This window comes from Micromonospora sp. C31 (genome assembly GCF_018070575.1).
In the GTDB taxonomy this organism is placed as follows: Bacteria; Actinomycetota; Actinomycetes; order Mycobacteriales; family Micromonosporaceae; genus Micromonospora.
In genome coordinates, this window is sequence record NZ_JAGPXN010000021.1 from 48308 (window position 1) to 60999 (window position 12692).

Consider the following 12692-nt stretch of genomic DNA (forward strand, 5'->3'; position numbering starts at 1 on the left):
ATGCTGGACAACGTCGAACTCGTCGCGGTGGTCTCCGGGGCCGCCTGCGTCGCGGGGCTGCTGCTGGCGGTCGTCGCGCTGGTCGGCACCCGCCGGCCGCCCGGCGGCCGGCCCGGCACGGGCCGGGGCCTGGACCGGCTGTGGAAGGGCCCGAGCGCCAACCCGCGCGAGCAGCGGGCGCACCAGGCGCTGCTGGTCGGCGCCCTGGTCGCGGGCGCGCTGGCCTTCCTGGTCACCGGGCTGCCGGTGGTCGGCCTGCTGGTCGCGGTGGCCGTACCGGGCACCCCCTGGCTGTTCTCCGTCGGCAAGGCCGAGCAGCGGGCCATCGCCCGCATCGAGGCGGTCGGCGAGTGGACGCGCCGACTCAAGGACGTCTCCGCCACCGGCCAGGGGCTCCAGCAGACGATCATCGGTACGGTCGCCACCGCGCCCGAGGAGATCCAGGAGGAGGTACGGCTGCTCGCCGCCCGCCTCCAGGCCGGCTGGCTGGCCCGCTCCGCGCTGCTCGCCTTCGCCGACGAGATCGGCGACCCCGTCTGCGACCAGGCGGTGGCCGCGCTGATCCTGCACGTGACCGACCGGGGTGAGCGCCTCGGCGACGTACTCGGCTCGATCGCGCAGGCGGCGGCGGCCGAGGTGGCCACCCGCCGCGAGATCGAGGCGAAGCGCACCCAGCCCCGCTTCGCGGTCCGCTTCCTCACCGGCATGACCCTGGCCACCGTCGCGTACGGGCTGCTCAACACCGAGTACATCAGCCCGTACGGCACGCCCTTCGGGCAGCTCGTGATGGCGGCGCTCGGCGCGGCCTTCGTCGGGCTGCTGGCCTGGGTGCGGTCGATGAGCCAGCCCCGCCGGCCCGCGCGCTTCCTGCCCGCCCCGGACCCGGAGGAGGTGCTCGCGTGATCGGTTCCGTGGTCCTCAACTGGCAGCTCGCGGTCGCCGTCTGCGGCGGGGCGACGGTCGGGCTGGGCGTCTTCCTGGTGGTCCGCGAGCTGGTGCCGGCCACCCCCGCGCTCGGGCCCGCGCTGCGCCGGCTGCACCAACCGGCCGGCGTCGGGCAGCTCGCCGCGCCCGCCGACCGGCGGCTGGAGTGGCTCACCGGGCTGTCCCGCTGGCTGCGGCCACCGCACCGGCAGCTCGCCCTGATCGACCGCACGCCCGAGCAGTACGCCCTGTCGATGCTGCTCTCGACGCTGATCGGGCTCGCCGCGCCGACGCTGCTCGGCGTCACCCTGTTCGTCGTCGGGGTCCGGCTGCCGGTGGTCGTACCCGTGCTGGGCAGCCTCGGGCTGGCGCTGCTCTGCGCCCTGATCGCGCACCGGTCGGTGCTGGACCGGGCGGACAAGGCGCGCGACGAGTTCCGCCAGGCGGTCTGCGCCTACCTCGACCTGGTCGCCCTGCAACTCTCCGCCGCGCACGGGCCGGTGCAGTCGCTGGAGCGGGCGGCGGCGGTCTGTGACGGCTGGGTCTTCGACCGCATCTCCGAGTCACTGCGGATCGCGCAGATGCAGATGCACTCGCCGTGGGACGAGCTGCGCGACCTCGCCGACCGGATCGGTATCCCGGAACTGGGCGACGTCGGCGCGATCATGCGCGTCTCGGGCAGCGAGGGCGCGCAGGTGCACGAGACCCTGCGCAGCCGCGCCGACTCGCTGCGCGACCAGATCCGCACCGACAACCTGGCCCGGGCCGAGGGGGTGACCAGCCGGCTCGACATCCCCGGGGCGCTGCTGGTCTTCGTCCTGCTCGGCTTCGCCGTCTATCCGTTCATCGCCCGCCTGTGATCCGACCCCTGTGGTCCGCCCCGAGAGAAGGAGCACGTCATGTCCGTCATCACCCGCCTGCACGTCGCGCTGACGACACGTCTGGCCGAGCTGCGCGAGAACGGCGAGCGGGGCGACAGCCCCGTACCCACCGCCGTGATCATCTTCGGTCTGGTCGCCGTCGCGATGGCGGTCACCGCCGCCGCCCTCGGCGCCGCCAACGACTGGATGAAGAACATCCCCACCCACCAGGCCCCGAAGTAACGCCGGGCCGTGCGCCGAGCAGACTCCGTCCCGGGACGCCGGGCGGCCACCGCCGCCCGGCACCCCGGTCCGACCGCCACCGGACACCCCGGTCCGACCGGCGTCCGGCGCTTCGGTCCGACCGGCGTCCGGCGCTTCGGTCCGGCCGTCGTCCGGCGGCTCGCGGCTGGCGGGGCCGACCGGGGAGCCAACCCGGTCGAGTTGGCGGTGGCCATGCCGGCGATCATGCTGCTGCTCTTCGCCTCGATCCAGACCGCCGCCTGGTTCGTCGCCCGCTCCACCGCGCTCAACGCCGCGCAGAGCGGGGTCAACGCGCAGCGGCTGCACCAGGCACCGTCGGGGGCCGGCGAGGCCCGCGCCGTCCGGTTCCTGCGGGCCTCGGGCGGCTGGCTCGTCGGCTGGGACGATCCCGCACCGAGCTGCCAGACCGCCGCGACCGAGGTGACCTGCACGGTGCGCGGGCGGTCCCTGTCGGTCGTACCCGGGGTCAGCTTCCCGGTGCGCCAGACCGCCCACGGAACCGTGGAACGGTGGACCACGCCGTGAGCCGTACCGCCGAGCGGGGCTCGGTCTCGATCGAGGTGGCGGTGCTCGCCCCCGCCTTCATCGCGCTGATCGTCCTGGCCGGCGTCGCCGGGCGTACCGCCGTGGCCGCCGAGGCGATCGACGCCGCCGCCCACGACGCCGCCCGCGCCGCCTCGATCTCCCGGGACGCCCGCACCGCCCGCGCCGAGGCCCGGGACGCGGCCCGCCGGCAGCTCGACTGGCGCGGCCTGAACTGCGCCGGCACTCCCGAGGTGACGTTCAGCGGTGCGGTACGCGGCGCCCCCACCAGCTTCGACGCGGCGTTCCGCAGCTCGGTCGGGCAGGACGCCTCGGTGACCGTCCGGATCGCGTGCACGGTCTCGTACGGCGACCTGCACCTGTCCGTCCTGCCGGGGATGCCCGGGGGCAAGCGTGTGTCGGCGAGCTTCACGTCACCGCTGGACCGCTACCGGAGCCGGGGATGACCGCCGTCGCCGGCCGGCACGAGCTGGGCCGGGTGAGCATCTTCCTCGCGGTGGCGATGACCGGCGTCCTCGCCGTGATCGGCATGGCCTTCGACGGCGCGGGCCAGCTGCGCACGTTGCAGCGGGCCGACAACCTCGCGGCGGAGGCCGCCCGCGCCGGCGGCCAGGCCATCGACCGGGCCACCGCCATCGAGGGCGGGCCGACCCGGATCAACCGTCCCCAGGCCCGCCGGGCCGTCGCCGGCTACCTCGCCGCCGCCGGCGCCGCCGGCCACACCGTCAGCTTCCCGGTCGTCGACGGGGAGACCCGGGTCCGGGTACGCGTCACCGTCACGCACCGCAGATCCATGCTCGGCCTGTTCGGCTTCGACGAGACCGTCACCGTCTCCGGCGAGGCGACCGCGCGACCGCTCACCGGAGCACCGTAGGAAGGGAAGGCAGCCATGGCCGCATCGGGGCGTTCCGCCGTACGGCGGACCGGACGAATCCTGACCGGGTTCGGCGCGCTCGTCGTGCTCTGCGCGGTGCTGGTCGGAGCGCCGGTGGCGCTGCTCGCCCTCGCCGGCAACCCGCTGCCCGACCACCTGCCCACCGTCGCGGAGGTCGGCTCGACGCTGACCAGCCGCGACGACGGGCGGCTCTTCCTGCGGGCGCTGGCGCTGGCCGGCTGGTTCGGCTGGGCCACGTTCGCCTTCTCCGTGCTGCTCGAACTCTGCGCGCAGGTGCTGCGCCGGCCCGCGCCCCGGCTGCCGGGGATGAGTCGCCAGCAGCGGGCCGCCGCCGCGCTGGTCGGTTCGGTCGCGCTGATCCTCGCGGCCAGCCCGGCGGCGAGCGCGGCGACGGCGATGAGCGGCCCGTACGCCCTGCCGGCGGCACCGGCCGCGACCGGTGTGGAGGCCGCCTGGCCGGGCGCGGCGGCGCACACCGCCTGGGCCGCCCCGGCGGTCGAGGTCGCCCGGCCCGCCTCGGCCGCCCGCCCGTTGTCGGCCGCGCTGCCTGCTCAGCCCCCGACGACTGTCGAGGTCGCGTGGCCGGCAGCGACCGCCTCGTCCCCGTCGGCCACCGCAGCCCAGCCGGCCGCCTCGTCGGTGGCCTCGTATGCCGCGGCCACCTCGGACGAGGGTACGGCGGTCTACCGGGTGGCCCGGGGCGACCACCTGGGCGCCGTCGCCCAGCGCTACCTGGACGAGTTCGCCGACTACCGGGAGTTGGCCGCGCTGAACCGGCTCGGCGACCCCGACCGGATCCACCCGGGTCAACTGCTGAAGCTGCCCGGGAACGCCGAGGACGGGGGTGCCCGCCGGCACGCCACCGGCCGCCTCGTCGCCCGCCCGACCCCACCCGCACCCGCTCGACCGGCCCCACAACCGGCGCCCGGGCAGGCCGCTCCGGACCGGGCGATCCCGCCCCCGCCAGCGGCCGAGGCCCCGGTGCCGCCCCCGGCGAAGACGAACGCCGGTGAGGCCCCCACCGTGACGGTGGGAGCCGCCCGGGCCGGCGAGCCAGATCGGGTGAACCGGCCCCTCGCGGTCTCCGCCGTCCTGGCGGTGGCGAGCATCGTCGGCGCGCAGATCGGCGCGGTCCTGGGCCTGCGCCGCCGCCCGGGCCACGTACCGGCCGGCGCGGGTCGGACCACCTCGGCCGCCCGCGGTGGCACCCTCGCTCGCCGGGGCACCACCACGACCAGACGCGGCACGGGGCACCGGGGCGCCGGCGACGCCCGAGGAGGCAGCGCGATCAGGGTCGACCCGGGCGGCACGGCCACCGGTGCCCAGGATTCCGCTCACCCGACCGGTCACGGTTCCGCGCACCCCGCCGGCCATGGTCGCGCGGGCACGGACGGGTCGATCGGCCGCCACCGCCGCCCCTGACCACCCACCCCGCCCCGCCCTGACCACCCACCCCGCCCCATCGCCCACCCGCACCCGCACCCGGTGATCAAGAGGTTTGGTCAAGCCACAGAGATCGAAGTCGACCCAAACCTCTTGATCAACAGCGCAGGCGCGGCCCGAAGGGCCGGACGGCCGCACGGCCCGAGGGCCGGCAGCGGAGGCACGGCCGGAGAGCGGGACGGCAGCGGAGGCCCGGCCCGAGGGGCCGGAGGCCGGGTGGAGGGGGAGCGCCGGTCAGGGGAGGCGGGTCTCCAGGACGCCGTCGACGATGCGGGTCGGCAGGACCTGCTGGTCGTTGCCGGACGGGCCGTGCACGACCTCGCCCCCGTTGAGCCGGAACGCGCTGCCGTGCCACGGGCAGACCACGCACGCGTGTCCGTCGATCTCCTGCACCTCACCCTCGCCCAGCGGGCCGCTCTGGTGCGGGCAGCGCTCCAGCATGACGGTGACCTCGTCGCCGTGCCGGTAGAGGATCACCGAGACGTCGTCGACCTCCCGGGTGATCAGTTGGCGCTGCGGCAGGGCGGCCATGTCGGCGAGGGAGTGCCAGCCGTCGCTCATCCGGTGCAGCTCGGAGATGCTCTGGTTGACCTGGGCGCCCTGCTTGTACGCCAGGTGCCCGCCGATGTACGCGCCCATGCTGGCGGCGCTGAGCCCGAGGTAGCCGAGCGTACGGCCGAGGTTGTGCCGGCCGGTCATCCGGGCGGCCACCGAGCCGGCGTAGAACGCCAGGCCGACGCTGTTGGACGCGGCGTGGACCAGGCCGACCCGGCGCTGGTCGCGGGCCAGTGCCGCCCAGTCGTTGAGGCCGGCGACCGCGGCCGGGAGGGCGCTGACGGTGCCCACCACGCACAGGGTGGTGGCGGCCCGGCGCTGCCCCGGCATGAGGTCCAGCACCGCCGTGCTGATCCACGCGCCGACCGGCACCTGCACCATCGCCGGGTGCAGCGGATGGCCCAGCCAGACACCGTGCAGCAGGTCGCGGACCCGCTGCGGTCGGAGGGTGGCCTGGACGGCGCGCTGCAACCGGTCGCCGATCCGGTCCAGACCGGATGCCTGCTCGATCTTCGTCAAGAGTGCTCGCACCCGTACCGACTTCCCGGCAGGAGCCGTCGCAAACCGGGCGGCGGTGACGGATCCGCAGCGGTACGTGACGAGGCCGCCGCCGGCCCGTAACGGGACGCCCCGGCAGCGAGCTCAGCGCCCCCGGTGAGGTCAGCGCGAACGAACGAGGTCAACGCACGCCGGCGAGACCGGTGGGCCAGCGCGGTCAGTGCGTTGGCGCCGTCCAGCGGTCGTGGTGGATCGCCTCGGCCAGTGGGCGCTTCTGCCGCCAGCCGTGCCGGGCCAGGTCGGGTACCGACTCGAAGTGGGTGACCGGCCCGAGGCAGAGCCACGCCACCGGCCGGATCCCGTCGGGGATGCCGAGCAGCTCGGCGAGCCAGGGCTCCCGGTAGAACGACACCCAGCCCACCCCGAGCCCCTCGGCCGTCGCGGCGAGCCAGAGGTTCTGGATGGCGAGGCAGGTCGAGTAGAGCCCGGTGTCGGCGATGGCGTGCCGGCCGAGCACGGCGGGGCCGCCCCGGGCCTGGTCGTGGGTGACCACCACCGACAGCGTCGACTCCAGGACGCCGTCGATCTTGATGCGGGCGAACCGCTCGGCCGCCTCGCCGTCGAGCGTGGCGGCGAAGGTGTCCCGCTCGGTGTGGACGTGCTCGTGGAACCGGCGGCGCAGTTCCGCGTCGCGTACCACGACGAAGTCCCAGGGCTGCGAGTAGCCGACGCTCGGCGCGGCGTGCGCCGCCGACAGCACGCGGTGCAGCGTCTCCTCGGGCACCGGCGCCCCGGTGAACTGGGCGCGTACGTCCCGGCGGCGGTGGACGACGTCGTAGAGATCCAAGGCAGGCTCCCGCTGCGCTCGGCCCACGCCACACCGGACGCGGGCACCGGACGCGAGGCCGGTCTTCGGACTTCCGGATCGATGCCTGGCCGTCCGCCTTCCCGGCCCGGGCGGGCCAGTGGCTGCGCGTACGCGTGGACGGTGGCTCCCCGGTCACCGCGGCGGGCCCGTGCCGGATTCGCACCGGCTTCCCGATTCTCCCCGCTCGCGCGGGGCACCTCACATGATCGTGCCGCGGCGATGGTAGCGCCGCCCGGCCCGCCCCGGTCCGGCGGGCGGCGCAGCGCGCCCGCACGCAGTGGAAATCCGGTCGCGGGCCGCCCGTTCCGGGAGCAGTGTGGTCCGGGTGTACGCACTCTCCTCCCGCCCGCTGCCGGCCGGTCGGCCGGCGACCCGACTGACTCTCGCGCTGGGGCAGCCCCGGGCCGTGCCGCCCCCGCTGCTGATGCTGCTCGGCATGTTCTCCACCCAGGTCGGGGCGGCCGTCGCCAAGCAGCTCTTCGGCAGCACCAGTGCGGGTGGCACCACCACGCTGCGGCTCGGCTTCGCCGCGCTCATCCTGCTGCTCCTGGCCCGGCCCGGGCTGCGCCTGGGCTGGCGTACCGCCGGGCTGGTCGGGGCGTTCGGGCTGGCCCTGGCGGTGATGAACCTCGCCTTCTACGCGGCCCTGGAACGGGTGCCGCTGGGCGTCGCGGTCACCATCGGCTTCGCCGGGCCGCTGCTGGTGTCGCTCGCCGCCAGCCGCCGGCTCGCCGACGTGGCGTGGGCGGCGCTGGCCGGCGGCGGGGTGCTGCTGATCAGCGGGCTCGGCGGGACGGGCATCGACCGCGTGGGGCTGCTGTGCTGCGTGGCCGTCGCGGTGGGCTGGGCCGGCTACGTGCTGCTCGGCAAGGCGGTCAGCGCCCGGGTACCGGGCAGCCGGGGCCTCGCGCTGGGGATGGCCGTCGCCGCGCTGGCCGTGCTGCCGTTCGGCGTCGCCGGCAGCGGCACGGCCCTGCTCGACCCGTGGACCCTGGCGCTGGGCGCGGCGGTGGCGCTGCTGTCGTCGGTGCTGCCGTACTCGGCGGAGATGGCGGCGCTGCGCCGGATGCCGGCCCGGGTCTTCGCGATCCTGCTCAGCCTGGAGCCGGCGATCGGCGCGCTGGTCGGGCTGGTGCTGCTGGGCGAGCTGCTGGCCTGGCCGCAGGCGGCCGGGGTGTCCTGCGTGGTCGGCGCCGCGCTGGGCGCCACCCTGGTCCGTCCGGCCCGGTCCGCCCCGCACTGACGCCCCTGGCGCCGCCGGCACCGCCGGGGGCATGCTGTCGGAATGGGGGTACGCGTCGAACGCGCCGCGGCGGTGACCACGGTGATCCTGGACCGCCCGGCGGCCCGCAACGCGGTCGACGGGCCGACGGCCCGGGCGCTGGCCGACGCGTTCCGGGCCTTCGAGGCCGACCCCGACGCCTCCGTGGCGGTGCTCTGGGGGGCCGGCGGCACGTTCTGCGCCGGGGCCGACCTGAAGGCCTTCGGCACGCCGAGCGGCAACCGGGTCGAGGCGCAGGGGGACGGCCCGATGGGCCCGACCCGGATGACGCTCGGCAAGCCGGTGATCGCCGCGATCTCCGGTCACGCGGTGGCCGGCGGGTTGGAGTTGGCGCTCTGGTGCGACCTGCGGGTCGCCGAGTCCGACGCGGTGTTCGGGGTGTTCTGCCGCCGCTGGGGGGTGCCGCTGGTCGACGGGGGCACGGTGCGGCTGCCCCGGCTGATCGGCGAGAGCCGGGCGATGGACCTGATCCTCACCGGCAGGCCGGTGCCGGCCGAGGAGGCGTACGCCATGGGGTTGGTGAACCGGCTGGTCGCGCCGGGTGGGTCCCGGGCGGCGGCCGAGCGGCTGGCGGCCGAGATCGCCCGGCACCCGCAGACCTGCCTGCGCAACGACCGGGCCGCGGTGCTCGCCGGCGCCGGCCTGCCGGAACCGGCGGCGCTGGAGGTCGAGCTGGCGTACGGCACGGAGTCGCTGGCCGCCGACGCGTCGGCCGGGGCGGCCCGCTTCGCCGCCGGCGCCGGCCGGCACGGCGCCCCGGCCCACTGACCGGGCGCGGGCCCGGCCGGCACGCGACGCGCGGCTGCCGGCCCCGTCAGGACATGTCGCGCAGCGCGTCCTCGATCGTCCGGTGGAAGGTCGGGTACGCGTAGATCATCTGCCGGAGCCGGGCGAGCGGGACGGCCGCGTGCACCGCCACCACCAGCGCGGAGAGCACCTCGCCCCCGGCCGGTCCCACCGAGGTCGCGCCGATCAGCACGCCCTCGTCGGCGTCCGCGACCAGCTTGACGAAGCCCTCGTTGCCGGCCTTGTGGATCCAGCCCCGGGCCGACGACGGCAACCGGGCGAGGCCGACCTGCACGTTGACGCCCCGCTCACGGGCCTGCCGCTCGGTGAGGCCGACCGCGCCGACCTCCGGGTCGGTGAACGTCACCCGGGGCAGCGCCCGGTAGTCGGCGCGCGGCACCGCACGGGCGGCACCGCCCGCATCGGCACCCGCCGCGCCACCCGTCGCGCTCGCGGTGCCGCTGGGATCGGCCCCGGCGTCGGCGCGCCGGACGTGGTCGAGCACGTCGGCGACGACGATCCCCGCCTGGTACATCGCGACGTGCGTGAACGCCCCCTCGCCGGTGACGTCGCCGACCGCCCAGATCCCCTCGGTCACGTGCAGCCGGTCGTCCACGGCCAGGTAGCGCCGGCCGGCGTCCACCCCGACGGTGTCCAGGCCCAGCTCATCCAGGTGCGCCCGGCGACCGGTCACCACCAGCAGCCGATCGGCGGTGAACTCCACCCCGCCCGCCCCGCGCAGGGTGAAGGCGCGACCGTCGTGGCCGACCCGCTCCGCCCGTACCCCGGTGTGGATCTCCACCCCGTCGGTGCGCAGCGCGGCGGCGGCCACCTCGGACGCCTCCGGCTCCTCGACGGCGAGCACCCGGTCCAGCGCCTCGACCACGGTGACCCGTACGCCGAACCGGGCGAAGACCTGCGCCAGCTCCAGCCCGATCGCGCCGCCGCCCAGCACCAGCAGCGACTCCGGCAGCTCCTCGACCTCGACCGCCTGCCGGTTGGTCCAGTACGGCGTGTCGGCCAGACCGTCGACCGGCGGCACGGAGGGCCTGGTGCCGGTGCCGAGCACGATCCCGTGCCGGGCCTGGAAGACCCGCTCGTCCACGCGCACCCGGCCGGGGCCGTCGAGTCGGGCGGTGCCCCGGACGAACCGCCCGCCCTTGCCGGTGAACCGCTGCACCGCCACGGTGTCGTCCCAGGTGTCGGTGGCCTCCGCGCGGATCCGCCGCGCCACCGGCGCCCAGTCGGGCCGCACCTCGGCGGAGCCGGCGAGCCCGTCGACGCGGCGGGCCTCGGCGATCGCGTTGGCCGCGCGGATCATCATCTTGCTCGGCACGCACCCCCAGTAGGGGCACTCTCCGCCGACCAGGTCACGCTCGACACCGACGACGCTCAGCCCCGCCTCGGCGAGCCGCCCGGCCACCTCCTCGCCGCCGACGCCGAGCCCGATCACGACCACGTCCACCAGTTCCGGATCAGCCATGCCGCCAGCATCGCGTACCGTCCGGCGGCCGGCCAACCGGTCGACGGCGGAAATCCGCTGCCCGCCGACGTCCCCGACCTCCTACCGTGGCCGGATGCGCGCACGTTTCTCCGCCGTCCACGACCGTTTCGCCGAACTGCTCGCGGAGGGCCGGGAGACCGGGGCCGGCCTGGCGATCTGGTACGACGGCGAGCCGGTGGTCGACGTCGTCGGCGGCGAGCGGTCACCGGGGCGGCTGTGGCTGCCGAACACGCTGGTGAACGTCTACTCCGTCGCCAAGCCGGTCGCCGCGCTCTGCCTGCTGGCGCTGGTTGACCGGGGCCGGCTCGACCTGGACGACCACGTCGCCGAGCACTGGCCCGGCTTCCGCGCCCCGGCCACCGTACGCCAGGTGTTGACGCACACCGCCGGGCTGCCGGCGTTCCCGGTGCCCCGACCGGCCGCCGCCGTCGCCGACTGGGACCTGCTCTGCGCCGACCTCGCCGCCGCCGAGCCCGAATGGCCGCCCGGGTCCGTCGCGGGCGAGCACGCCTGGACGTACGGGCACCTGGTGGGCGAGCTGGTGCGGCGGGTCGACGGGCGGTCGGTGGGTCGTTTCCTGGCCGAGGAGATCGCCGGTCCGTGGCGGCTGGACCTCGGCTTCGGTCTCGGCGTGGCGGACCAGCGGCGCTGCGCCGAGCTGCGGTACGGCGACCCGGGGTGGCCGGACCGGGTAGCCGGCGAGCCGGGTTCGCTCCGGGCGCGGGCGCTCGACAACCCGCCTGGTGGCCGGGACCTGTCGGTGGTGAACAGCCCGCTGTGGCGGGGCGCCGAGGTGCCGGCCGTCAACCTGCACTCGACCGCGGGCGCCCTGGCCCGCCTCTACGCGGGCCTGCTCGCCGGCGGCGTCCTCGACGGCGTACGGCTGTTCAGCCGGGAGCTGGTGGCCGAGGCGACCCGGGTCCAGTACGACGGCGACGACCTGCTGCTCGGCCGGCGGACCCGGTGGACGCTGGGCATGCAGCGGGAGGAGGACGGTAGCTGGGGCATGGGCGGGATCGGTGGAAGCTCCGCCTGGGCGGATTCCGGGCGCGGCTACACCTTCGCCTACGCCACCTCCCACCTGGCCGACCACGACCGGGTCGACGCCCTGGTGGACGCCCTGCACTCCTGCCTCTGACCGCCTTCGCCGACCGCCGCCGGTCGCCGTCGGTCCCGGCGGCCCGGGTACTCCCGGGACCGGCGACGCTGGGCAGACCGGGACCGGCGGCCCGGGTACTCCCGGGACCGGCGGCGCTGGGCAGACCGGGACCGGCGGCGCGCGGGCGGACGGTCAGCGGCAGCGGGAGGGCGTCACGGGGCCGGCACGGTCAGCGGGCCGGGCACCAGGGCGGGTCCGGGAATCACCACCGGCGTGCCGACGGGGGTGAGCAGGGCGCGGGCGGCCACCGCCATCCGGCGGCGCTGCGGCACCAGCGCCCGGCCGGCGAAGACGTCGTAGTCCCGCGCGGCCACCTCGTCCAGGATGCCGCCGTACAACGCGTAGGCGGTGCGCATGCAGGCCTGCGAGGCGGGCGCGAGCAGAGTGATCCCGGGAGCCGCCGCGACGTAGTGCGCCTGGGCGCGGGTCACCTCGTACGCGATCAGTTCCCGGATCCGCGACGTGGCGTGGCCCCGGGCGCGTGCCTCGGCCAACTCCTCGCGGGTGACGCCGAACAGGGCCAGGTCGTCGTCGGGCAGGTAGGTGCGCCCCCGGTCGAGGTCCTCGGCCACGTCCCGGATGAAGTTGGTGAGCTGGAACGCGAAGCCGAGTTGGCGGGCCGGTTCCCGGGCCGCCGCCGGGTCCGAGCTGCCCAGGATCGGCAGCATCATGGTGCCGATCACCGCCGCCGAGCCCTCCATGTAGTCGAGCAGGTGGTCGTAGGTGCGGTACGAGGTGACCGTCAGGTCCATCGCCATGCTCTTGAGGAACGACGCGAAGTCGTCCCGGTCGAGATCGAAGACGGCGATCGTGTGCAGCACGGCCGGGAGCAGCGGGTCGTCCACCGGTTCGCCGTGCAGTCCGGCGACGAAGCGGCCGGCCCAGTCGTCGAGTCGCGCGGCGCGCTCCGCCGGCGGCAACTCCTCGGTGCGGTCGACGATCTCGTCGGCGTAGCGCGTGAATCCATACAAGGCGTGCACATGCCGCCGTTTCCAGGCGGGCAACAGCCGGGTGGCGAGATAGTAGGTGCGACCGTGCCGTTTGTGCAGCTCACGGCAGCGGCCATAGGCCGCGGTGAGATCGGTGTCCACCGGCCCTCCTCAGTAATCGA

14 protein-coding genes and 1 riboswitch are annotated in these 12692 nt (G+C 75.9%); of the genes, 10 read left to right on the top strand and 4 right to left on the bottom strand.

The annotated features are described in order from the left end of the window. From KBX06_RS23505 to KBX06_RS23535, 7 genes are read left to right on the top strand one after another with little or no spacing between them, the layout of a single operon-like run. Complete coding sequence (locus tag KBX06_RS23505; RefSeq protein ID WP_210838699.1) at positions 1–903, top strand: type II secretion system F family protein; 903 nt, start codon at positions 1–3, stop codon at positions 901–903. Between the two features lie 8 nt (positions 904–911). Continuing rightward, entirely contained in the window at positions 912–1784 is an 873-nt protein-coding gene (locus tag KBX06_RS23510; RefSeq protein ID WP_210838828.1) for a type II secretion system F family protein, read from the top strand. Positions 1785–1823: 39 nt separating this feature from the next. Then, positions 1824–2027, top strand: coding sequence for a hypothetical protein (locus KBX06_RS23515; protein WP_210838701.1), 204 nt, complete (start codon positions 1824–1826; stop codon positions 2025–2027). Positions 2028–2036: 9 nt separating this feature from the next. After that, positions 2037–2573 (top strand): TadE family protein, encoded by a 537-nt coding sequence (locus tag KBX06_RS28780; RefSeq protein WP_210838703.1) that lies wholly within the window; start codon positions 2037–2039, stop codon positions 2571–2573. After that, on the top strand, positions 2558–3037 hold the full coding sequence (locus tag KBX06_RS23525) for a TadE/TadG family type IV pilus assembly protein (RefSeq protein WP_210838705.1): 480 nt from the start codon (positions 2558–2560) through the stop codon (positions 3035–3037). The genes KBX06_RS28780 and KBX06_RS23525 overlap by 16 nt, the downstream gene beginning before the upstream one ends. Continuing rightward, entirely contained in the window at positions 3034–3465 is a 432-nt protein-coding gene (locus tag KBX06_RS23530; RefSeq protein ID WP_210838706.1) for a pilus assembly protein TadG-related protein, read from the top strand. Before KBX06_RS23525 ends, KBX06_RS23530 begins: the two co-directional genes overlap by 4 nt. Before the next feature lie 15 nt (positions 3466–3480). Beyond that, on the top strand, positions 3481–4908 hold the full coding sequence (locus tag KBX06_RS23535; protein WP_210838708.1) for a LysM peptidoglycan-binding domain-containing protein: 1428 nt from the start codon (positions 3481–3483) through the stop codon (positions 4906–4908). A 255-nt stretch (positions 4909–5163) separates the two neighbouring features. Here the strand turns inward: KBX06_RS23535 and KBX06_RS23540 are convergent, their stop codons facing one another. Continuing rightward, positions 5164–6015, bottom strand: a complete 852-nt coding sequence (locus tag KBX06_RS23540; RefSeq protein ID WP_210838711.1) for a Rieske 2Fe-2S domain-containing protein — start codon at positions 6013–6015, stop codon at positions 5164–5166. Positions 6016–6199: 184 nt separating this feature from the next. Further along, positions 6200–6829 (bottom strand): 5,6-dimethylbenzimidazole synthase, encoded by a 630-nt coding sequence (gene bluB, locus KBX06_RS23545; RefSeq protein ID WP_210838712.1) that lies wholly within the window; start codon positions 6827–6829, stop codon positions 6200–6202. A gap of 38 nt (positions 6830–6867) precedes the next feature. Further along, a riboswitch (cobalamin riboswitch) is annotated at positions 6868–7066 on the bottom strand. A 109-nt stretch (positions 7067–7175) separates the two neighbouring features. On the opposite strand from bluB, the gene KBX06_RS23550 reads away from it, so the two are divergent. Beyond that, the gene (locus KBX06_RS23550) at positions 7176–8093 is read left to right on the top strand and encodes a DMT family transporter (protein ID WP_210838714.1); all 918 of its coding nucleotides are present in this window, start codon (positions 7176–7178) and stop codon (positions 8091–8093) included. A 42-nt stretch (positions 8094–8135) separates the two neighbouring features. Then, the gene (locus tag KBX06_RS23555; protein ID WP_210838716.1) at positions 8136–8900 is read left to right on the top strand and encodes a crotonase/enoyl-CoA hydratase family protein; all 765 of its coding nucleotides are present in this window, start codon (positions 8136–8138) and stop codon (positions 8898–8900) included. Between the two features lie 46 nt (positions 8901–8946). Here KBX06_RS23555 and KBX06_RS23560 read toward each other — a convergent pair whose 3' ends face one another. Further along, on the bottom strand, positions 8947–10401 hold the full coding sequence (locus KBX06_RS23560; protein WP_210838718.1) for an NAD(P)/FAD-dependent oxidoreductase: 1455 nt from the start codon (positions 10399–10401) through the stop codon (positions 8947–8949). 94 nt (positions 10402–10495) lie between these two features. On the opposite strand from KBX06_RS23560, the gene KBX06_RS23565 reads away from it, so the two are divergent. Beyond that, the gene (locus KBX06_RS23565; protein ID WP_210838720.1) at positions 10496–11560 is read left to right on the top strand and encodes a serine hydrolase; all 1065 of its coding nucleotides are present in this window, start codon (positions 10496–10498) and stop codon (positions 11558–11560) included. Between the two features lie 173 nt (positions 11561–11733). On the opposite strand, the gene KBX06_RS23570 is transcribed toward KBX06_RS23565, so the two are convergent. Next, positions 11734–12672 (bottom strand): phytoene/squalene synthase family protein, encoded by a 939-nt coding sequence (locus tag KBX06_RS23570; protein ID WP_210838722.1) that lies wholly within the window; start codon positions 12670–12672, stop codon positions 11734–11736. Positions 12673–12692 lie beyond the last annotated feature (20 nt).

Excerpts from the sequence above, each read along its gene's own strand:
- KBX06_RS23555 (WP_210838716.1), top strand. The coding sequence starts at position 8,136 with ATGGGGGTACGCGTCGAACGCGCCGCGGCGGTGACCACGGTGATCCTG.
- KBX06_RS23505 (WP_210838699.1), top strand. The coding sequence starts at position 1 with ATGCTGGACAACGTCGAACTCGTCGCGGTGGTCTCCGGGGCCGCCTGC.
- KBX06_RS23560 (WP_210838718.1), bottom strand. The coding sequence starts at position 10,401 with ATGGCTGATCCGGAACTGGTGGACGTGGTCGTGATCGGGCTCGGCGTC.
- KBX06_RS23515 (WP_210838701.1), top strand. The coding sequence starts at position 1,824 with ATGTCCGTCATCACCCGCCTGCACGTCGCGCTGACGACACGTCTGGCC.
- KBX06_RS23535 (WP_210838708.1), top strand. The coding sequence starts at position 3,481 with ATGGCCGCATCGGGGCGTTCCGCCGTACGGCGGACCGGACGAATCCTG.
- KBX06_RS23565 (WP_210838720.1), top strand. The coding sequence starts at position 10,496 with ATGCGCGCACGTTTCTCCGCCGTCCACGACCGTTTCGCCGAACTGCTC.
- KBX06_RS23530 (WP_210838706.1), top strand. The coding sequence starts at position 3,034 with ATGACCGCCGTCGCCGGCCGGCACGAGCTGGGCCGGGTGAGCATCTTC.